Annotated in this window: 18 protein-coding genes; 3 read left to right on the top strand and 15 right to left on the bottom strand. The window is 63.4% G+C overall.

Annotation, left to right across the window (positions count from 1 at the left end):
* Window positions 1–53: 53 nt before the first annotated feature.
* The 5 genes from HWV67_RS20040 to HWV67_RS20020 are packed head-to-tail and all read right to left on the bottom strand — an operon-like array spanning window position 54 to window position 3,964.
* Window positions 54–686, bottom strand: coding sequence for an SCO family protein (locus HWV67_RS20040; RefSeq protein ID WP_095159058.1), 633 nt, complete (start codon window positions 684–686; stop codon window positions 54–56).
* Entirely contained in the window at window positions 683–1,582 is a 900-nt protein-coding gene (gene cyoE, locus HWV67_RS20035; protein ID WP_175652518.1) for a heme o synthase, read from the bottom strand. The genes HWV67_RS20040 and cyoE overlap by 4 nt, the downstream gene beginning before the upstream one ends.
* A complete protein-coding gene (locus HWV67_RS20030) occupies window positions 1,567–2,649 on the bottom strand; it encodes a COX15/CtaA family protein (protein ID WP_175652517.1) in 1,083 nt (360 codons plus the stop codon). The genes cyoE and HWV67_RS20030 overlap by 16 nt, the downstream gene beginning before the upstream one ends.
* A 9-nt stretch (window positions 2,650–2,658) precedes the next feature.
* Window positions 2,659–3,252, bottom strand: a complete 594-nt coding sequence (locus tag HWV67_RS20025) for a hypothetical protein (protein ID WP_175652516.1) — start codon at window positions 3,250–3,252, stop codon at window positions 2,659–2,661.
* Window positions 3,218–3,964 carry an SURF1 family protein gene (locus HWV67_RS20020; RefSeq protein WP_175652515.1) on the bottom strand — a complete coding sequence of 249 codons (747 nt, stop codon included), beginning with the start codon at window positions 3,962–3,964 and terminating at the stop codon, window positions 3,218–3,220. Before HWV67_RS20020 ends, HWV67_RS20025 begins: the two co-directional genes overlap by 35 nt.
* A 49-nt stretch (window positions 3,965–4,013) precedes the next feature.
* Between HWV67_RS20020 and HWV67_RS20015 the strand changes: the two genes are divergently transcribed.
* The gene (locus HWV67_RS20015; RefSeq protein WP_095159063.1) at window positions 4,014–4,217 is read left to right on the top strand and encodes a twin transmembrane helix small protein; all 204 of its coding nucleotides are present in this window, start codon (window positions 4,014–4,016) and stop codon (window positions 4,215–4,217) included.
* 9 nt (window positions 4,218–4,226) lie between these two features.
* Here HWV67_RS20015 and HWV67_RS20010 read toward each other — a convergent pair whose 3' ends face one another.
* Genes HWV67_RS20010 through coxB form a run of 4 tightly spaced genes read right to left on the bottom strand, consistent with a single transcriptional unit; the run spans window position 4,227 to window position 8,452 of the window.
* Window positions 4,227–5,111 (bottom strand): cytochrome c oxidase subunit 3, encoded by an 885-nt coding sequence (locus tag HWV67_RS20010; RefSeq protein WP_175652514.1) that lies wholly within the window; start codon window positions 5,109–5,111, stop codon window positions 4,227–4,229.
* 12 nt (window positions 5,112–5,123) lie between these two features.
* The gene (locus tag HWV67_RS20005) at window positions 5,124–5,693 is read right to left on the bottom strand and encodes a cytochrome c oxidase assembly protein (RefSeq protein WP_110969899.1); all 570 of its coding nucleotides are present in this window, start codon (window positions 5,691–5,693) and stop codon (window positions 5,124–5,126) included.
* 16 nt (window positions 5,694–5,709) lie between these two features.
* Window positions 5,710–7,302 carry a cytochrome c oxidase subunit I gene (gene ctaD, locus HWV67_RS20000; RefSeq protein ID WP_175652513.1) on the bottom strand — a complete coding sequence of 531 codons (1,593 nt, stop codon included), beginning with the start codon at window positions 7,300–7,302 and terminating at the stop codon, window positions 5,710–5,712.
* Window positions 7,303–7,324: 22 nt separating this feature from the next.
* The gene (gene coxB, locus HWV67_RS19995; protein WP_175652512.1) at window positions 7,325–8,452 is read right to left on the bottom strand and encodes a cytochrome c oxidase subunit II; all 1,128 of its coding nucleotides are present in this window, start codon (window positions 8,450–8,452) and stop codon (window positions 7,325–7,327) included.
* A 368-nt stretch (window positions 8,453–8,820) separates the two neighbouring features.
* On the opposite strand from coxB, the gene HWV67_RS19990 reads away from it, so the two are divergent.
* Window positions 8,821–9,474, top strand: a complete 654-nt coding sequence (locus tag HWV67_RS19990; protein ID WP_175652511.1) for a hypothetical protein — start codon at window positions 8,821–8,823, stop codon at window positions 9,472–9,474.
* 392 nt (window positions 9,475–9,866) lie between these two features.
* Here HWV67_RS19990 and HWV67_RS19985 read toward each other — a convergent pair whose 3' ends face one another.
* The 6 genes from HWV67_RS19985 to HWV67_RS19960 form a co-directional block, all read right to left on the bottom strand.
* Window positions 9,867–12,260 carry a TonB-dependent siderophore receptor gene (locus tag HWV67_RS19985; protein WP_175652820.1) on the bottom strand — a complete coding sequence of 798 codons (2,394 nt, stop codon included), beginning with the start codon at window positions 12,258–12,260 and terminating at the stop codon, window positions 9,867–9,869.
* Window positions 12,261–12,393: 133 nt separating this feature from the next.
* Window positions 12,394–13,362, bottom strand: coding sequence for a FecR domain-containing protein (locus HWV67_RS19980; RefSeq protein WP_175652510.1), 969 nt, complete (start codon window positions 13,360–13,362; stop codon window positions 12,394–12,396).
* Window positions 13,363–13,366: 4 nt separating this feature from the next.
* On the bottom strand, window positions 13,367–13,879 hold the full coding sequence (locus HWV67_RS19975) for a sigma-70 family RNA polymerase sigma factor (protein ID WP_175652509.1): 513 nt from the start codon (window positions 13,877–13,879) through the stop codon (window positions 13,367–13,369).
* 115 nt (window positions 13,880–13,994) lie between these two features.
* Window positions 13,995–15,527 carry a SulP family inorganic anion transporter gene (locus HWV67_RS19970; protein WP_175652508.1) on the bottom strand — a complete coding sequence of 511 codons (1,533 nt, stop codon included), beginning with the start codon at window positions 15,525–15,527 and terminating at the stop codon, window positions 13,995–13,997.
* Window positions 15,528–15,716: 189 nt separating this feature from the next.
* The gene (locus HWV67_RS19965; RefSeq protein WP_175652507.1) at window positions 15,717–16,439 is read right to left on the bottom strand and encodes a carbonic anhydrase; all 723 of its coding nucleotides are present in this window, start codon (window positions 16,437–16,439) and stop codon (window positions 15,717–15,719) included.
* Between the two features lie 247 nt (window positions 16,440–16,686).
* Window positions 16,687–17,745: a PA0069 family radical SAM protein gene (locus HWV67_RS19960; protein ID WP_175652506.1), complete on the bottom strand. Its 1,059-nt coding sequence runs from the start codon at window positions 17,743–17,745 to the stop codon at window positions 16,687–16,689.
* Window positions 17,746–17,914: 169 nt separating this feature from the next.
* Between HWV67_RS19960 and HWV67_RS19955 the strand changes: the two genes are divergently transcribed.
* On the top strand, window positions 17,915–18,397 hold the full coding sequence (locus HWV67_RS19955) for a carbohydrate binding domain-containing protein (RefSeq protein ID WP_175652505.1): 483 nt from the start codon (window positions 17,915–17,917) through the stop codon (window positions 18,395–18,397).
* Window positions 18,398–18,418: the final 21 nt, after the last annotated feature.

Below are 18,418 nucleotides of genomic sequence, written 5' to 3'. Positions count from 1 at the left end.
CATCGCGAGCGAGCTCGCTCCTACAGGTTCTCTGTAGGCGCGAGCTGCCCGCCTCAATCCCGCTTCACCAACCCCGGCAATTGCGCCACCAGCTTCTGGTTGTTGAACGGCGCCCGAATAAAGCCCCGCTGCGCGCCATCCGGTCCGATCACCGCGAGGTTGCCGCTGTGGTCCACGGTGTACCCTTCCTTGCTGGTATCCGCCGGAATGAACGGGATGCTCAGGGCATTCGCCAGTTTCTGCGTCGCTTCCAGCGAGCCGGTCAGGCCGCGGAAGTCCTTGTCGAAATACCCCAGGTATTGCTTGAGCTGCGCCGGCGTATCCCGGTTCGGGTCGACGCTGACCAGCACCACCTGCATCCGCTCCACCGCCTCTTTCGGCAGTTCACTCTTCACCTGACGCAATTGCGCCAGGGTCGTCGGGCAGATGTCCGGGCAGAAGGTGTAGCCGAAGAACACCAGCGACCACTTGCCCTTCAACTGGTCCACGCGCACCGGCTGGCCGTTCTCGTCGCTCATTTCAAGCTCCGGCACCGCACGGCTCTGCGGCAGCAGGATGATGCCGGCGTCGATCAGCTCGGCCGGGTTGCCCTGGCTGCGACCGTTGAGCACTTTGTTGATGGTAAGCCCGAGAATCAATGCGACCAGGGCGACGAGGATAAAGACGGTTTTCTGGGTTCGAGTCATAGATTCAGTAGTAGGTAGTGGTCTACGAGCAGCGCGATGAACAGCAGGAACAAGTACCAGACAGAGTACTTGAAGGTCTTGATCGCAGCGTGCGGCCGAACGCCACGGTACAACACCCAGGCCCACTGCAGGAAGCGCGCCCCCAGCAGCACGGCGCAGACCAGGTACAGCGGCCCACTCATATGGATGGCGTACGGCAACAGGCTCACCGCCAGCAATACACAGGTGTAGAGCAGGATGTGCACCTTGGTGTAGTGCTCGCCGTGGGTCACCGGCAGCATCGGGATGTCGGCCTTGGCGTATTCGGCCTTGCGGTGGATAGCCAAAGCCCAGAAGTGCGGCGGGGTCCAGGCGAAGATGATCAGCACCAGCAGCAGCGGTTCGGCGCTCAAGTGCCCGCTGACCGCCACCCAGCCGAGCAGCGGCGGCGCTGCGCCGGCCAGTCCGCCGATCACGATGTTCTGCGGAGTGGCGCGTTTGAGAAAGCCGGTGTAGATCACCGCGTAACCCAGCAACGAGGCCAGCGTCAGCCAGGCAGTGAGGGCGTTGGTGAAGGCCAGCAGCAGCGTCAGGCCGACCAGCGCCAGCAGCAGGGCGAACAGCAACGCCGGCAGCGGCGCCACCCGGCCTTCGGCCAGCGGCCGTTTGTGGGTGCGGGCCATAAGCGCATCGATGCGGCGGTCCACCACATGGTTCACCGCCGCCGCCGCGCCGGCGCAACAGCCAATGCCCAGGTTGCCGAACAGCAGCACGGTCCAGGGCACTCCGGCGCGTGTCGCGAGGAACATGCCAACCAGCGAGGTGATGAGCATCAGCACCACCACCTTGGGTTTGGTCAGTTCCAGATAGTCACGCCAGCCAGCCTGGCTCTGGCCTTCGCTCAGAAGCGCTGCCATGGATTGTCTCCCAGATAATGAAGGTCACCCGCAAGCCTCAGCGGGGTAAGCCGCCAGCCCGGGCTGACGCGGCGCGCCCGTGGCTGCATGGCCAGGCGGGTGCGGTAATTGACCAGCACCATGGTCAGCAGCAATCCGGCGCCGCCGGCGTTGTGCGCGACCGCCACCGCCAGCGGCAGGTGGAACACCACGTTGCTGATGCCCAAGGCGATTTGTATGAACAGCGCCGCCAGCACCAGCTTGGCCAGGCGCCGCAAGCCGACGCGGTGCAGTTGCCAGGCCAGCGCCAACGCCACGCAGGTGACCAGCATCGCGCCGAGCCGGTGGGTGATGTGGATGGCGGTGCGGGCCTCGCTGTCGAGCTGGCCGCCCAGGTAGTTGGGGCCGATGTGCTGGGTGAGGTGGAAGCCGTTGGCGAAGTCCGCCTCCGGCCACCATTGGCCGTGGCAGGTCGGCAGGTCGATACAGGCCACCGCCGCGTAGTTGGCACTGACCCAGCCACCCAGGGCGATCTGCCCGATCACCAGCAACAGCGCCGCAGCGGCCAGTCGGCGCACCCGTCGCGGCAGGCCGGGCAGCGGCATATACGCACGGGACAAGCGCAAGCTGAGCAAGAACAGCAGGCTCAAGGTGGCGAATCCACCGAGCAAGTGCGCCGTCACCACCTGCGGCCAGAGCTGCAGGGTCACGGTCCACATACCGAACGCCGCTTGCAGCAGCACCACCCCGAGCACGATCAGCGGCAGGCGATACGGCTGGCCGTCATGGCCATGGCGGCGCAGCGCCTGCACCGCGAGCATGGCGATCACCAGCGCCAGGGTGCCGGCGAAATAGCGATGGACCATCTCGTTGCGGCCCTTGTGCGCTTCCACCGGCGAGTCGGGGAAATTCAACTCCGCATGGGCCAGTTGCGCCTCGGTCTTGGGCACGCTGATAAAGCCGTAGCAACCCGGCCAGTCCGGGCAGCCGAGGCCGGCGTGGGTGAGGCGGGTGTAGGCGCCGAGCAGCACCACCAGCAGCGCCAGCCCGGTTGCGAACACAGCGAGGCGATATCCAGGTCGGGTCATGACGCGCTCCTAACCGATGTTGGACAGTTTGAGCAGGTGGCGCAGGTCGTTGAGCACATCCTTGCCCTTGACCCGAGCGTCGTAGCGCAACACCAGGTTGCCGTGAGGATCGACGATCCACAGTTGCGCCTCGCCGCGGTTGGGGATGGTCGCGCCATAGCGCGTCGGGTCCAGTGCGTAGCGCTGCAATTGCGGGTATTCGCGCTCGATCCGTGCCAGGTACTCACCGCTCAGCGGCTCAGTGCTGGCCAGGGCATGGCTGGCGCGGCCGGCGTCGCGGGCCAGGCCGATGTTGATCTGCCGGGCCAGGTAGACCAGTTGCTGGCAGTCCACCGCGCAGTCCTTGGGCGTGGTGACCAGCAACTGCCAGCGCTGGTCGTCGGACTGCACGCCAAGGTCGGCCAGGCTCTGACCATCGCCGATCATCTCGCCGTGGTAACTGCGGCCTTCCGGCACCCAGAACTGCAATTTGTACATGCCGGTGGCGAGCAGCATCGGCCCCACCACCACCAGCAATATCAGGATGAGCTGCAAACGCCCCCAGGCACGGCCGCGCGGCGCCTTGCCTTCAGACATGTCGAGTGGACCCGTGGCGACTCCCATGCTGTTTCTCCTTTTTATTGTTTTGATGCCAACCGAAATAGAGGAAGAGAACGATCAGGGCCAGCGCCAGGGCGAACCACTGCACGGCGTAACCCAGGTGTTTTTCCGGCCCGAGGGCGACCACCGGCCAGTCCACCCCGAAACTGCCGGGCCCCGGTTCCAGGCGCAGTTCATGGGCGTAGCCGTCGCGGGCCAGTTGGCTCCAGAGATGGCTGGCGTCGATGCTGTTGAGCAGCCGCGGCCAGTCGCCGTCCGGCGCATCGGCGCGCAGCAGGAAGCTGGCGCCCGGCGCGATATAGACCCAGGCGGTGAGGTTCAGGGTTTGCTGCGGTGTATCGAAGGCCACCGGCACGCGCCGGTCCGGCCAGGGCAGCCAGCCGCGATTGACCAGCCACCAGCGCTGGCTCGGCTCATCGAAGAACGGTTGCAGCAGCTCGACGCCGGCGTGGCCGTCACGCATGCGGCTGTCCAGCAGCAGGCTGTGCTGCGCGTCGAATTGACCGCGAAGATGCACGCGGCGATAGGCGGGATCGACTTCATCGAGCAGGCGTTCGCCGGCCATCGGCTGGGCAATTTCGCGCTCGGCATAGACCTCCAGCAGCGCGCGCTTTTCCTCGGCGCGACCGAGCTGCCAGACGCCCAGGCCGATCAGCACCGGCAGCAGCATCAGCACCACCAGGGTCGGCACCACGCCAGGGCGAAAGGGCCTCATCGGGCCCCCGCTATACTCAAAGTCATCACATCCCCCCGGAGTTTTCGCCATGCTCAAAGCCGCGATCGTTGTGTTGTTGCTGGCGACTGTCGTCAGCCTGTTCAGCGGCCTGGTGTTTCTGGTCAAGGACGATGGAAACTCGACCCGTCTGCTCAAGGCCCTGACCGTACGGGTCAGTCTGGCCGCCCTTACCCTCGGCCTGATCACCTGGGGTTTCTACAGCGGCCAACTGGTTTCCCACGCCCCTTGGTAAGGCCTCCCGTCACAGCACGTAAACGAAGATAAACAGCCCGACCCAGACCACATCGACGAAGTGCCAGTACCAACTGGCCGCTTCGAAACCGAAGTGTTTGTCGGCGTTGAAATGCCCTTTCAACACCCGCATCAGCATCACGAAGAGAATCAGGGTGCCCATGGTCACGTGGGCGCCGTGGAAGCCCGTGAGCATGAAGAACGTTGCGCCGTAGATGCCCGAACCGAGGGTCAGCCCCAGCTTGGTGTAGGCCTCGTGGTACTCGTAGGCCTGCAGGATGAGGAAGGCGATACCCAGCGCGACGGTCAGCGCCAGCCAGAATTTCAGCGGGCCGCGATGGTCCTTGCGCAGGGCGTGGTGGGCGATGGTGATGGTCACGCTGGAACTGACCAGCAGGATGGTGTTGATCAGCGGCAGGTGCCACGGATCGATCACTTCCTTGGGCGGCGGGAACAGTTTCGGGTCCGGTGTGTGCAGCAACGGCCAGGTGAACTCGAAGTTCGGCCAGAGCATGTGCGCCACGCCCTTGGCACCTTCACCGCCGAGCCACGGCCCGGCCAGGTGGCGCACGTAAAACAGGGCACCGAAGAAGGCGATGAAGAACATCACCTCGGAAAAGATGAACCACGACATCCCCCAACGGAACGAGCGGTCCATCTGCGGGCTGTAGAGCCCGGCGCGGCTTTCCTTGATCACCGCGCCGAACCAGCCGAACAGCATGTAGGCCAGGAACAGAGCGCCGACGAAAAAGATCAGCGGGCCGTGGGAGTCGCGCCCGGCCTTGAGGTCGTTGAACCAGGTGCCGAGGCCGAACACCGTGATGAACATGCCGAGGGTGGCAATGATCGGCCATTTGCTTTGCGCCGGTACGTAGTAATGCTCGTGAGAGGCCATGAATTGTTCTCCTTATCGGGCGCTCTGCGGGTTCTGGCTGGCCACATGGGCGACCGGCGGCTGGCGAGCGGTGATGTCGAACAGCGTGTAGGCGAGCGTCAGGTGTTTCACATCCTTGGGCAGGTCGCGGTCGACGATGAAACGCACCGGCATTTCGATGCGCTCACCCGGCTGCAGCACCTGCTGGCTGAAGCAGAAGCATTCGGTCTTGTGGAAATACGCCGCCGCCTCGGCCGGCGAAATGCTCGGGATGGCCTGGGCGGTCATGGGTTTGTCGGTCGGGTTGTGGGCCACGAAGATCATCTGGTTCACCGCCCCCGGATTGACGTCGATCTGGTCGGCGGTGGAGTAGAAGTCCCAGACCATGTCGATGGCGTTGGTCGAGAGAAACTGCACCTTCACCGAACGCGCCGGGTCCACCACCTGGCTGCCTTCGTACTGGCCGCCGGTCTTGCCGTTGATGCCGAACGCGCGGCACATCACGTCGTAGATCGGCACCAGGGCGAAGCCGAAGGCGAACATGAGCACCGCCAGCATCAGCAGGCGGGTGACCAGGCGCTTGATCGAGATGCCCTCGTTCATGGCCGCGATTCTCCTTTCACTTCACTTCCGGTGGCGTCTGGAAGGTGTGGTACGGCGCCGGCGAGGGAATCGTCCACTCCAGTCCTTCGGCGCCATCCCACGGCTTGGCCGGCGCCGGCTCACCGCCACGGATGCACTTGATGACGATGAACAAGAAGAAGATCTGCGTGGCGCCGAAGGTGAAGGCACCGATCGACGAGATCATGTTGAAGTCGGCGAACTGCAGGTTGTAGTCCGGAATCCGCCGCGGCATGCCGGCCAGGCCGACGAAGTGCATCGGGAAGAAGGCCAGGTTCATGCCGATGAACGACAGCCAGAAATGCAGCTTGCCGAGGGTTTCGTCGTACATGTGCCCGGTCCATTTCGGCAGCCAGTAGTAGGCCGAGGCGAAGATCCCGAAGATCGCCCCCGGCACCAGCACGTAGTGGAAATGCGCCACCACGAAGTAGGTGTCGTGGTACTGGAAGTCCGCCGGGGCGATAGCCAGCATCAGCCCGGAGAACCCGCCGATGGTGAACAGGATGACGAAGGCGATGGCGAACAGCATCGGCGTCTCGAAGGTCAGCGAGCCTTCCCACATGGTGCTGACCCAGTTGAACACCTTCACCCCGGTGGGCACGGCGATCAGCATGGTCGCGTACATGAAGAACAGCTCGCCCACCACCGGAATGCCGACCACGAACATGTGGTGCGCCCAGACGATGAACGACAGGAAGGCGATCGCGCCGGTGGCGTAGACCATCGAGGTGTAGCCGAACAGCGGCTTGCGCGAGAACGCCGGGATGATCGAACTGACCGCGCCGAATGCCGGCAGGATCATGATGTACACCTCGGGGTGCCCAAAGAACCAGAACACGTGCTGGAACAGCACCGGGTCGCCACCGCCAGCAGCACTGAAGAAGCTGGTACCGAAATGGATGTCCATCAGCATCATGGTCACCACGCCCGCCAGCACCGGCATCACCGCGATCAGCAGGAAGGCGGTGATCAGCCAGGTCCAGACGAACAGCGGCATCTTCATCAGGGTCATGCCGGGGGCGCGCAGGTTGAGGATGGTGGCGATGACGTTGATCGCGCCCATGATCGAACTGATGCCCATGAGGTGAATGGCGAAGATAAAGAAGGTCACGCTTTCCGGCGCGTAGGTGGTCGAGAGCGGCGCGTAGAAGGTCCAGCCGAAGTTCGGCCCGCCGCCGGGCATGAACAGCGTGGACACCAGCAGCAGGAAGGCCGCCGGCAACAGCCAGAAGCTGAAGTTGTTCATCCGCGGCAGGGCCATGTCCGGCGCGCCGATCATCAGCGGGATCATCCAGTTGGCCAGGCCGACGAAGGCCGGCATCACCGCGCCGAAGACCATGACCAGGCCGTGCATGGTGGTCATCTGGTTGAAGAATTCCGGCTGGACGATCTGCAGACCGGGCTGGAACAGCTCGGCGCGGATCACCATGGCGAAGGAGCCGCCCAGCAGGAAGGCGCAGAAAGCGAACCACAGGTACATCGAGCCGATGTCTTTATGGTTGGTCGTCAGCACCCAGCGCATCAGGCCCTTGGCCGGGCCGTGGGCGTGGTCATGCCCGGCATGACCGTGGTCGTCGATCACTGTGCTCATGTCCTGTCTCCTGAAAACCGGCTCATTTGCTTTCCGCCTGTTTGATCGCCAGCACGTCTTTCGGCGTGACCATGTCGCCCTTGTTGTTGCCCCAGGCGTTGCGTTCGTAGGTGACGACGGCGGCCAGATCGACTTCCGAGAGTTGCTTGCCGAACGCCGCCATCGCGGTGCCGGGCTTGCCGTGGAACACCAGATTGAGGTGGTCTTCCTTCGGTCCGGTGGCGATCTTCGAGCCTTTGAGCGCCGGGAACATCGGCGGCAGGCCCTGGCCTTCGGCCTGGTGACAGGCCACGCAGGTGGTGTGGTAGACCTTGTCGCCGCGCTCGACCAGCTCTTGCAGCGTCCATTCCTTGCTGGTCAGTTCCTTGAGCTTGGCCGCCTCGGCCTTGCGTTCGCCGAGCCAGGTGTCGTAGTCCTCTTTCGACTTGACCTCGACCACCACCGGCATGAAGCCGTGGTCCTTGCCACACAGCTCGGTGCACTGGCCGCGGTAGATGCCGGGCTTCTCGACGCGGGTCCAGGCTTCGTTGACGAAGCCTGGGATGGCGTCGCGCTTGACCGCGAAGGCCGGCACCCACCAGGAGTGGATAACGTCGGCAGCGGTGACCAGGAAGCGCACTTTCGCGCCCACCGGCAGCACCAGCGGCTGGTCGACTTCAAGAAGGTAGTGTTCGTCCTTCGGCGCCTTGTTGTGGATCTGGTCCGCAGGAGTCGCCAGGTTGCTGAAGAACTCGACGTCCTGGCCCAGGTATTTGTAGTGCCATTTCCACTGGTAGCCGGTGACCTGGATATCCACGTCCGATTCGCTGGCGTCGTAGATGTCGATCAGGGTCTTGGTCGCCGGAATGGCCATGACCACCAGGATCAGGAAGGGCACCACGGTCCAGAGGATTTCCACCCAGGTGTGTTCGTGGAAATGCGCCGGCTGCTGGCCGGTGGAGCGGCGGTGGACAATCATCGACCAGAACATCGCGCCGAATACCACGAGGCCGATCACCACGCAGATCCAGAAGATGGTCATGTGCAGGTCGAACACGGCATTGCTGACTTCGGTCGCCCCCGGCGCCATGTTCACGGTCCAGGCGGCATGCGCTGGCGTGATTAGCGACCACAGCAGGAGGCCCATCCAGACATGTGGATGTCGCATCATTGCGGGTTCCCCTTATCGTTCTTGTTATCCCGGAGGCGGGACCTACGGCAGGGGGCACGGCGTCAAGACTGCGGACTTTGACGACGGCCCCCCGCTGCACAACAGGCGGGCCTCATCAGCCAAATCACTTTCACAGCGGAGTATAGACAGGGGTCCCGACCGCGCAATGACGCGACGGAAAAGCGCTGCTGACCAATCAGTCATTGCCGAAAATCCTTGTAGGACATTGGCTTACATGAATGATGGCATCTTGATATAACCCCATACTGCTAAAGGGCATGAGGGTTATGAGAAATGGATCTTAGGCGATAACAAAATAAGACTAATTTAGTGTCTTCCGTACGTCACCGCTTGTCCTTGGAGTTGTCATGAAGATTGCCGCTTTGCGCGAGCAGATCGCCCAAGCCCACCGTCACGAAGCCGAAACCGGCCAGTTGAAGGAACGGCTTGAGCGCCAGTTACCCCATCTGCATCCCTTGATTCAGTTACCCGAGCAGGACGCGCAGGGTGCGTTGAACCGTTTCGTTGCTGCCTATATCGATCAGGCCCCGGAGCTGCTGGAAGCCGCTAACGATGTCGCCCGCGAAGCGGGTATCGAATCGCAGATCAAACCGGTGCTGAAAATCGCCGAGGAATATTTCATCACCCCGCCACAGATCGTGAATGGCCAGGTCGGCCTGGATTGCCTGCTGGACGAAGCGTATCTGGCGCATCGCCTGGTGGAAGAGGTCAACGACCTGTACATCAAGCATTTCCAGCAGCCGTTGATTCCGCTGGATACCACCGTGGCCAACCTGATCGCCCACCAGCTGATCGGCGAAGAATTCGCCAACCAGCTCGATGAAGTGGCGCATCACTCGCTGGACAACATGCTCAACGACGAAAGCTTCGCGCTGGAGTCGGTGGAGGCGTACCGCGAAACGCTGAGCAGCCCGGAGACGGGCGCCGCGTGGAAACGCTGGCCGTGCCTGTCGCGGCAGTTGGGGGTTGGGCTGGAGTTGGGTCAGCAGCAAACAGCCTGATATTTACTTGGTGGTTCTATCGCGGCTTGGGTATCTAAACCTTTCGCAGACAATCGCAAACTGTCAGCCACTTGCGATCCGGTGGGAGCGGATTCATCCGCGAAGGGCCGCGGAGCGGCCCTAAATCCATCCAGCAAGCTGTTTCTGCCTGGCTTGAATTTCACATTCAGGCATCCTGACGGTGGAAAGAAATGCCGGAGATAGACAGCCATCTCGTGCTGGATGGTTTTGGGGCCGCTCTGCGGCCCTTCGCGGCGGTCCGGCGTCCGGTGAATCCGCTCCCACCGTTCGCGGTGACCTGACGCTCTAGGCTTGCCGTCGAGATATGTAGATCCCCATGCAGCGATAGGGCCAGCAAGAATACGCTTCCTGTCCGACCCAACCCGTATGCCTTACCAGTTGTAACTCACCGTCCCCAACACCGTCCGCTCTTCACCCCAGTAGCAACGCCCGGCGTTGTTGCAGCCCGCCACATATTCCTGGTCGAACAGGTTGCGCGCGTTGACCTCGGCCGACCAGTGCGCATTCACCTGATAGCCGATGGTGGCATCCACCAGGGTCACGTCACCCGTATCCAGCTTGCCGTACAGCGACGGGCTGGTGTACGCGAGGGTGCTGTCGAAATGACGGACACCGGCGCCGACACGCAGGCCCTTGAGCTGGCCGTCGAGGAAGCGATAGGTGCTCCACACCGACGCCTGATTGCGCGGAACGCCGGTGCCCTGATGGCCTTCAAGCAGCGAACCCGCCACGTCCTTGGTAATCCGCGAATCGGTGTAGGTGTAAGCCGCCGTCACGTTGATGTTTTCGCTGATGTCGCTGTTCAGCTCCAGCTCCACGCCCTTGGCGCGGCTGCGGCCAATGTTGCGGTAGTCGCCGGTGGCGCTGTCGTACAGCGAATCATCCTTCTTGCGCAGGTCATACACCGACGCGCTGATCAGCGTGTTCCAACCCTTGGGCTCGTACTTCACACCGGCTTCGTATTGCTCGCTCAACGTCGGGTCCAGCGGGCCCGAAGCGCTCGATACCTGCTGGATCGGGTTGTACGCCGTGGAATAGCTCACGTACGGCGAGACCCCGTTGTCGAACTGGTACATCAAGCCGGTCTGCCAGGTGAACTGGCCATCCCAGTAGTCGAGGTCGGCCGGCGCGTTGAGGGTGCCGCGGCGGTTGCGGTACTCGCTGTTGACCCGGTCATAGCGCCCGCCGAGCAGCAGCACCCAGTTGTCGAGGCGTGACTGGATCTGACTGTAGACGCCGTACATGGTTTGTTCGAGCAAGGCGTCCTGCACCCGCGTCGAGGTGACCGGATTACCGCTGTAGACCGGATTGAACACGTTGACCATGCCGCCGAAGCCGGCGTTCCAGTCCTGGTTGAACGACGTGCGGTCGAGGCTGGCGCCGACCAGCAGGGTGTTTTCCACCTCGCCCAGGTTGAAGCGGCCTTCGACCTGGTTGTCCAGCGAATAGGCGATCGACTTGTTGTAGCGGTCGTAGGCGGTGTTGGCGACCGTGGTGCCAAAGCCGCCGTTGTTCAGGCTGCCCGGCCAGATTTCCTGGCGGTCGATGCGCGACTGCATGTAGCGCGAGTTCTGCCGGTATTGCCAGTCATCGTTGAACTGGTGATGGAACTCGTAACCGAGGGTCCAGGTTTCCCGCTCGAAGTTGTCCCAGCCCGCATTGCCCAGCAGCGCGTGCTTGCTGATCTTGCCGTTGGGGTTGTTCAGCAGAGTGCCGGCGGCCGGGTAGCCCAGCTCCATCAGGGTGCGATCGCGCTGGTAGGACGCCAGCAGCGTCAGGTCATTGTGTTCGTCGAAGTTCAGCGTGAGCGACGGCGCGACGTACAGGCGGTCGTCCGGCTGATGGTCGACCTGGGTGCCGGACTTGCGCCCCAGCACCACCAACCGCCCGAGCACGTTGGGGTTGTCCGCCAGCGGGCCGGACACGTCGATGCCCAGTTGGCGGCGCTCGTTGGAGCCATAGCTGAGCTGGACTTCACCACGCGACTGGGCCGTCGGGCGCTTGCTCACCAGGTTGACCACGCCGCCGGGGGCGTTCTCGCCGTACAGGATCGAGGTCGGGCCACGGAACACTTCGACCCGCTCCACGCCGTACGGCTCGCTGCTGGTGTCGTAGCGGTTGCCCTGCACCCGCAGGCCATCGCGCAACAGCCCGTAGCCGTAGTCGGTGGCGTTGAAGCCGCGAATGAAGAACAGATCGCCCGCCTGGCCATCACCGGCCGCAAAGGGCGGGGCGAAGATGCCGGGAACGTAGCCCAGCACTTCGGTCAGGCTCTGGGATTTCTGATCGTCCATGCGCTGGCGGGTGACCACCGACACCGAACGCGGCGTGTCGGCCAGCGCAGTGCTGGTCTTGCTCGCTGTCGCCGAATGGGTGGCGCGATAGCCTTTGTCTTCCTGGCCGTAGCGGCTGGCCAGGCCCTGGCCGTTGATCGACGTCGCGTCCAGTTGCACCGCGCCGGTCTCGGCGGCGGGTTGCAGCACATAACCGCTGGCGCCCTGCGGCACGGCAACCAGGCCGCTGCCGGCCAGCAACACCTGCAGTGCCTGTTCAACGCTGTATTCCCCGTCCAGCCCGGCGCTGCGCTTGCCGGTCGCGAGGCTGTCGCTGCCGGCCAGGTAAATGCCGGCCTGGCTGCTGAAGTCATTGAGCACCGTGCTCAGGCTACCTGCCGCAACGTGGAAGGTCTGGAGCCGGGCGCTGGCCTGCGCGGCCTGGACAGCGGCGGGCAGAAGGGCGAGCGGGGCGAAGCTGAGGATGGTCATCGGCACGAGTGCCAACACGCAGGAGCGGGGCGACGACATGGCAGTCCCTGTGGTGTTCATGCGGTAAATGGGAGGGTTCTGCTGTTGAACCGGGCGACGAACGCAAAGGGGAACCGGCCGCTGAAAAAAATATTCAGGCCGGTTCGACCGTCACCCACCAGTCGGTCATCCTCTTGATCCGCACCGGCAACGCGGCTTCGAGCAGGCGCAGGGCGTGATCCGTGTCGTCGAGGGGGAAGGTGCCCATCACCGCCAGCCGGGCGAGGTCCGGGTGCAGGCCGAGGTGGCCGGGACGGTAGCGGCCCAGCGCATCGATCAGTTCTTCGAGGGGCATGGCGTCGGCGGTCAGCCGGTCCTGCAACCAGGATTCGCCCGCCTTCTGCGCCGGTGCCGGGGGCGACACGGCGAGGGCGCTGAAATCGACACGCTGGCCGGCCTCGATCAAGGCGCGAGTGCCGGTGCGGGTGAAGATTTCCACCTGCCCCTGATAGACGTTGAGCCGCGCAGTGCCCTGCGCATAGCGAACCGCCACGCGAATCGGCGTCGCCGCCATTTGCAGCATGCCGGCCCCGGTTTGCAACAGCAAAGGCCGGCGATCCTGCACCGAAGACTGCAACAGAACTTCGCCAAAACGCAGGTCGAGCAGGCGCTGTCGCGCATCGAAACGGGTGTCGACGGCGGTGCGCGCACCCAGCCACAGGGTGCTGCCATCGGCCAGCGCGACCTCGCGGTTCTCACCGGTGCCGGTGTGCAGATCGGCGGTCCAGCCATTGCGCGACGCCGTCTGCCAACCGCCGAAGCCGGCCATCGAGCCGACCGCCAGCACCAACAGCGACTTCACCGTCTGGCGCCGCCCCAGACGGGCCGGCCCACGCTCGCGCAGCAGGCGGCCGGCGCGCTCGCCTTCCGCCCGCAGCGGGGCGAAGCGTTCGCCCACCCGTTCCATGTAGCGCCAGGCGGCCTGGTGTTCGACATGCTGGTCGAACCAGCATTGCCATTGCTCGCGCACGCTGGTCTGGTCGCCTTCTTCCTGCAGCCGCACGTACCACTGGGCAGCGTGTTCGAGGGTGGCATGGCTGAGTTTTTCCTGGGCGGCTCTCATCGCGTCACTCCACCAGCAAACCGTCGAGTTCGGCTTCAAGCACGGCGCAATGCAGGAACGCCTGCGCCATGTACTTCTTGACCATGCGCTCGCTGACCTCCAGGCGCTCGGCGATCACCGCGTAGGTCACGCCTTCGACCTGCGCCATGAGAAACGTCTCGCGCACCTTGGCCGGCAGGCGCGACAGCATCGCGTCGACTTCGAACAGGGTTTCGATCACCAACGCCGTGTGTTCAGCGGAAGGCACCGTCGCCTCGGGCTGCGCCGCCAGGGTTTCGCGCCAGGCGCGCTCGATCTGGGCGTGGCGCCAATGGTCGATGCACAGGCCCTTGGCGATGGTGGCGAGGTACGAGCGTTCGCCGACCTGGCTGTCGAACTCGACAGGCCGGCGCAACACCCGCAGGAACGTGTCATGCAGCAGGTCGGCGGCATCCCAGCCATTGCCCAGGCGACGGCGCAGGAACAGCAGCAGCCAGGGTGAGTGTCGAACGTAGAGGGTCTGGGCAGGGGAAGGCATGGGAGATCCGCGCGCGGGTGACGCAAATGGTATTGATTCTTAATAGTATGGCAGTGACGGCACCTGCTGCAACGTGCGCTTACATTCGCAGGTGCCGGGTCTTTTCAGGGTTCGCCTACGTGCCCAGGCCAGCCGTGGTCCGCACCCGCCCTTCGACGCGCCGCTTCAAGCGCCGCGACTCGATCACCAGCGTCGACCCGTTAGCCGCGTTCGCCCGCCCCCAGTCCTCCAGCAGTTCCAGGCAGGAATGGTCGATGTAAGTGAGGTTGGCCAGCGGCACGTGCAAGGTGGTGCCCGGCGGAATTGCGTCCAGCGCCTGGGTCAGCGCCGGCACCTTGAGGAAGGTCGCGGCGCCGCTCAAGCGCAGTTCCATATGCCCGGGCTGCGCCAGGCTGCTGACACTGATCTTCAGCCGTGCCGCCTTGAGCGCCAGCTTCAGCAAGGTCAGGGCGAAGCCCAGCAGCACGCCGGTCAGCAGGTCGGTGAAGACGATCGCCAGGGCGGTGGCCGCGTAGGTGAACATCGGCATCCGCCCATAACGGCCGAGCCCGCGGAAGGCCTTGAGGTCCACCAGCTTCACCCCGGTGAACACCAGCACCCCGGCCAGACTCGCCACCGGAATCTGCTGCAGTACACTGCCCAGCAACACCACGAACGCCAGCAGCCAGACCCCATGGAACACCGCCGATAACCGCGTCCGCGCGCCCGCCTGAACATTGGCCGAACTGCGCACAATCACTCCGGTCATCGGCAGCGCACCCAGCACGCCGCAGATCATGTTGCCGACCCCTTGCGCCGAGAGTTCACGGTCGAAGTCCGAACGCTGGCCGCTGTGCATGCGGTCCACCGCCGCCGCCGACAGCAGGGTTTCGGCGCTGGCGATAAAGGCCAGGGCGAAGGCCGCGACCAGCAGCGTCGGGTCGGCCAGCGCCATGAGGTCGGCGGGGCGCAGCCAGTCGATCGCCTGGCTCAAGTCGGCCGGCACTTGCACGCGGTTGACCGGCAGGGCCAGGGCGATGCTCAGCAACGTCATCAGGCTCACCCCGAGCAGCGCGCCCGGCACGAAGCGCAGCGTATTCGGCTTCCAGCGCTCCCAAGCCCACATCACCGCGATGGTGCCGAGGCCCAGCACTGCGGCCTGCCAGCCGTTGCCCGCCTGCTCCAGCGGCAGCGCCTCGCCGACGACGGCGGGAAAGCCCAGCAGGTTGTCCAGCCCGGAGGGCAGCGGCGAGCGGTCGAACATCACATGCACCTGCGACAGCACGATCAGCACGCCGATACCGGCGAGCATCCCGTAGACCACCGCCGGCGCCGTGACCCTGAACCAGCAGCCAAGGCGGAAACGCCCGGCGAGCAATTGCAGCAGGCCCGCCAACAGTAAAATCGGTCCGAGCATCGCCATGCCGTGCTGGCGCACCAGCTCGAACACCAGCACCGCCAAACCCGCGGCCGGTCCGCTGACCTGCAACGGCGAACCCGCCAGCCAACCCACCAGCAGCCCGCCGACGATACCGGTGATCAGGCCCTTGGCCGGCGGCATGCCAGACGCGATGGCGATCCCCATGCACAGCGGCAGCGCCACCAGAAACACCACCACCGATGCCAACAGGTCCCGCGGCAAGGCCGCTTTGAATTGCGTCATGTTCATCCTGTTCTCCTTTTTCAGGCCGTTCCTCTGGCCACATTTCACGCGCAGCGCCAAATCACGGGCAGCCGAAGGCCGCCGGCGCTGCGGCAAGGCATCAAAGCGTTTTCAAAGACAGCCGACGCCCATCCACGGGCCGCGCGGGGCGGCCTGTGGTGGGTCAGTCAGCAGAATTGGGTGAAGCGATAAGGCTTAGAAACGGCCTTTTGGCGTGGCGCTTGGTATTGGCTCGCCGCGCTTGAGCGGCAGGAAGGCGTCGCTGGCAGCGTCGTAGGCGGAGATCTCGCTGGTCTCGATGTCGTAGATCCAGCCGTGGATATACAACTGACCGGCCGCCAGGCGCGAAGCCACCGACGGGTGCGTGCGCAAGTGGTGCAGTTGGGCGATGACGTTTTCCTTGGTCAGCACCTGCATGTTTTCGTGCTCGGTGCCGCACTGGCAGTTGTCCTCGACCACGGTGCGGGCGACCTCAGCATGGCGCAGCCAGGCTTTGACGGTCGGCATCTTTTCCAGCGACTGCGGGTTCAACACCGCGCGCATGGCGCCACAGTCGGAGTGGCCGCAGATGATGATGTGGTGGACGCCCAGCGCCAGCACCGCATATTCGATGGCGGTCGACACACCACCGTTCATCTGGCCATAAGGCGGCACCACGTTACCGACGTTACGGGTAACGAACAGGTCGCCAGGCGAGCTCTGGGTAATCAGTTCGGGAACGATCCGCGAGTCGGCGCAGGTAATGAACATCGCTCGGGGTTTTTGGGCGGTGGCGAGTTTTTTGAACAGCTCTTCCTGTTCAGGGAACACATCGTGATGGAATCTCAAAAAGCCATCTACGATATGTTTCAGGGCGCCATCGGCAGTCTCGGCTTCCGGAGTAGCCGGGCCGGTCGGAGAGGGTTCCTTGTTCGACATGATTCATCCTCTTTGACAGGTTCGTAGGTAAGTCCAGTTTACCGGGTTGAAATTCAGAGAGTCATACGTCACTTGGATTACAGATGTAGTCAACAAATCACATATTCGGCTGCCTGAATTCCTACGCTACTTGGCGAAACTTAACTGAAACTGAATTTGGAAGGCTCTAGAACAAGGGTTGCAGGCGATTTTTCCGGGAAATCGATAGTATCAAAAAACCATCAATCGCCAATGGCCATTATTGTTTTTACAACAATGACAACTGACCGCCCGGCGGACAGAAGGCCGTGCAATCCAGTGAATAACCGCCGCGTCGGTCCAGCCCGTAGCGCCGTAGCGCTTTGTCGAAGCGTTGCGCCAGCAAGTCCGCGAATACCCCTTCACCACGCATCCGCGCGCCGAAACGGCTGTCGTACAGCTCACCGCCCCGGCTCTGCCGCACCAGGCTGAGCACATGGGCGGCGCGTTGCGGGTGATGGTCCTGCAGCCATTGTTCGAACAGCGGCGCCACTTCCAGCGGCAGGCGCAGCAACATGTACGCGGCACTCAACGCCCCGGCCTCGCTGGCGGCCTCCAGCAGACGCTCCATTTCGCTGTCGTTGATCATCGGGATCATCGGCGAGCACAACACCCCCACCGGAATCCCCGCCTCGCGCATCACCCGGATCGCCCGCAGCCGGGCCTTGGGCGCGGCGGCGCGTGGTTCGAGGGTGCGTTTGAGTTCGTCATCGAGGGTGGTGAGGCTGATCATCACCGACACCAGCCGCTGCTTGGCCAGCTCGCTGAGCAGGTCGAGGTCACGCAAGATCAGCGAGCCCTTGGTGACAATGGTTACCGGATGCCGGTAGCGCAGCAGCACTTCCAGCAGGCGCCGAGTCAATTGGTGCTCGCGCTCGATCGGCTGGTACGGGTCAGTATTGGAACCCAGGTTGATCGGCGCACAGACATAGCCCGGCTTCGACAATTGCTGTTCGAGCACAGCGGCGGCGTTGGTCTTGGCGATCAGCCGGGTTTCGAAATCAAGGCCGGGAGACATGTCCCAGTACGCATGGCTTGGCCTCGCGTAGCAGTAGATGCAACCGTGCTCACAACCCCGATACGGATTGATCGAACGGTCGAAGGGCAGGTCCGGGGAATTGTTGCGGGTGATGATGGTTTTCGCGGTTTCGATGCGGACTTCGGTGCCCTGGGTCATCGGCACTTCCTGATACCAGCCATCGTCCTCCATCACCGAGCGGTTGGGGGCAAAGCGGTTGTGCGGGTTGTGCGCGGTCCCGCGACCGCGTACCGGCGTTGGAGCGGTCATGGCGTTCACCTCGATACTGTTTATTCATACAGTACAAGGGAATTTTCCTTAGCGCCACACCTGATATTTCTGTCAGTTGTGGCCGGTAAATGTCGGCAGCACCATACCTCGGTACTCCCGCTCTTCGTTGAGGCCGCTCTGGCCATACACCCACCCAGCAGGTGACATCATGCAATCCACTGATATCAAAACGGAGCTTTTGGTCAATCACGACTTTGCAAAAGGCACCCTGGAGGGCTGGAAAGTCGGTGATCCCTCGGCGTTTACCGTGATGAAGGATCCTGACGGCCAAGGCTTCATCTGTGTCCTTAAGGTGCAGCCGGGGGAAGGAGTCGCTTACTCATTGGAGCAAACAGACCTCCCGGCGATACCGGGCACCTATTACTTCAGCCACTGGTATCGCATCAGCGACGAGTCAGGTCAGCCTGCGGATGGCACCGCAACCGTTACCGGGTCTGTAGGGTTTGCGGCGGACGGTGTCTGGAAAGTTATTGCCAAGCCGGCCTCTGCTAACAGGGAATGGAAAAAGCTGACCAAGAAATTCGAGCTTCCAGCCAACGCCACGTCCTTCACGTTCAGCATCCAACACACCGAAAGTGAAAATACAACGGGGTGGGCTGCTATTCGTAACGTCAGCCTTTGGCGGATGTGACGTCCAGCGAGAAGTTGCGAG

The organism is Pseudomonas sp. Marseille-P9899, assembly GCF_903166565.1.
GTDB lineage: Bacteria > Pseudomonadota > Gammaproteobacteria > Pseudomonadales > Pseudomonadaceae > Aquipseudomonas > Aquipseudomonas huaxiensis.
This window is presented reverse-complemented; position numbering and strand designations above follow the sequence as displayed.

Coding starts and splice junctions, on each gene's coding strand:
- HWV67_RS20040 (WP_095159058.1), bottom strand. CDS start 686: ATGACTCGAACCCAGAAAACCGTCTTTATCCTCGTCGCCCTGGTCGCA.
- cyoE (WP_175652518.1), bottom strand. CDS start 1,582: ATGGCAGCGCTTCTGAGCGAAGGCCAGAGCCAGGCTGGCTGGCGTGAC.
- HWV67_RS20030 (WP_175652517.1), bottom strand. CDS start 2,649: ATGACCCGACCTGGATATCGCCTCGCTGTGTTCGCAACCGGGCTGGCG.
- HWV67_RS20025 (WP_175652516.1), bottom strand. CDS start 3,252: ATGGGAGTCGCCACGGGTCCACTCGACATGTCTGAAGGCAAGGCGCCG.
- HWV67_RS20020 (WP_175652515.1), bottom strand. CDS start 3,964: ATGAGGCCCTTTCGCCCTGGCGTGGTGCCGACCCTGGTGGTGCTGATG.
- HWV67_RS20015 (WP_095159063.1), top strand. CDS start 4,014: ATGCTCAAAGCCGCGATCGTTGTGTTGTTGCTGGCGACTGTCGTCAGC.
- HWV67_RS20010 (WP_175652514.1), bottom strand. CDS start 5,111: ATGGCCTCTCACGAGCATTACTACGTACCGGCGCAAAGCAAATGGCCG.
- HWV67_RS20005 (WP_110969899.1), bottom strand. CDS start 5,693: ATGAACGAGGGCATCTCGATCAAGCGCCTGGTCACCCGCCTGCTGATG.
- ctaD (WP_175652513.1), bottom strand. CDS start 7,302: ATGAGCACAGTGATCGACGACCACGGTCATGCCGGGCATGACCACGCC.
- coxB (WP_175652512.1), bottom strand. CDS start 8,452: ATGATGCGACATCCACATGTCTGGATGGGCCTCCTGCTGTGGTCGCTA.
- HWV67_RS19990 (WP_175652511.1), top strand. CDS start 8,821: ATGAAGATTGCCGCTTTGCGCGAGCAGATCGCCCAAGCCCACCGTCAC.
- HWV67_RS19985 (WP_175652820.1), bottom strand. CDS start 12,260: ATGACCATCCTCAGCTTCGCCCCGCTCGCCCTTCTGCCCGCCGCTGTC.
- HWV67_RS19980 (WP_175652510.1), bottom strand. CDS start 13,362: ATGAGAGCCGCCCAGGAAAAACTCAGCCATGCCACCCTCGAACACGCT.
- HWV67_RS19975 (WP_175652509.1), bottom strand. CDS start 13,879: ATGCCTTCCCCTGCCCAGACCCTCTACGTTCGACACTCACCCTGGCTG.
- HWV67_RS19970 (WP_175652508.1), bottom strand. CDS start 15,527: ATGAACATGACGCAATTCAAAGCGGCCTTGCCGCGGGACCTGTTGGCA.
- HWV67_RS19965 (WP_175652507.1), bottom strand. CDS start 16,439: ATGTCGAACAAGGAACCCTCTCCGACCGGCCCGGCTACTCCGGAAGCC.
- HWV67_RS19960 (WP_175652506.1), bottom strand. CDS start 17,745: ATGACCGCTCCAACGCCGGTACGCGGTCGCGGGACCGCGCACAACCCG.
- HWV67_RS19955 (WP_175652505.1), top strand. CDS start 17,915: ATGCAATCCACTGATATCAAAACGGAGCTTTTGGTCAATCACGACTTT.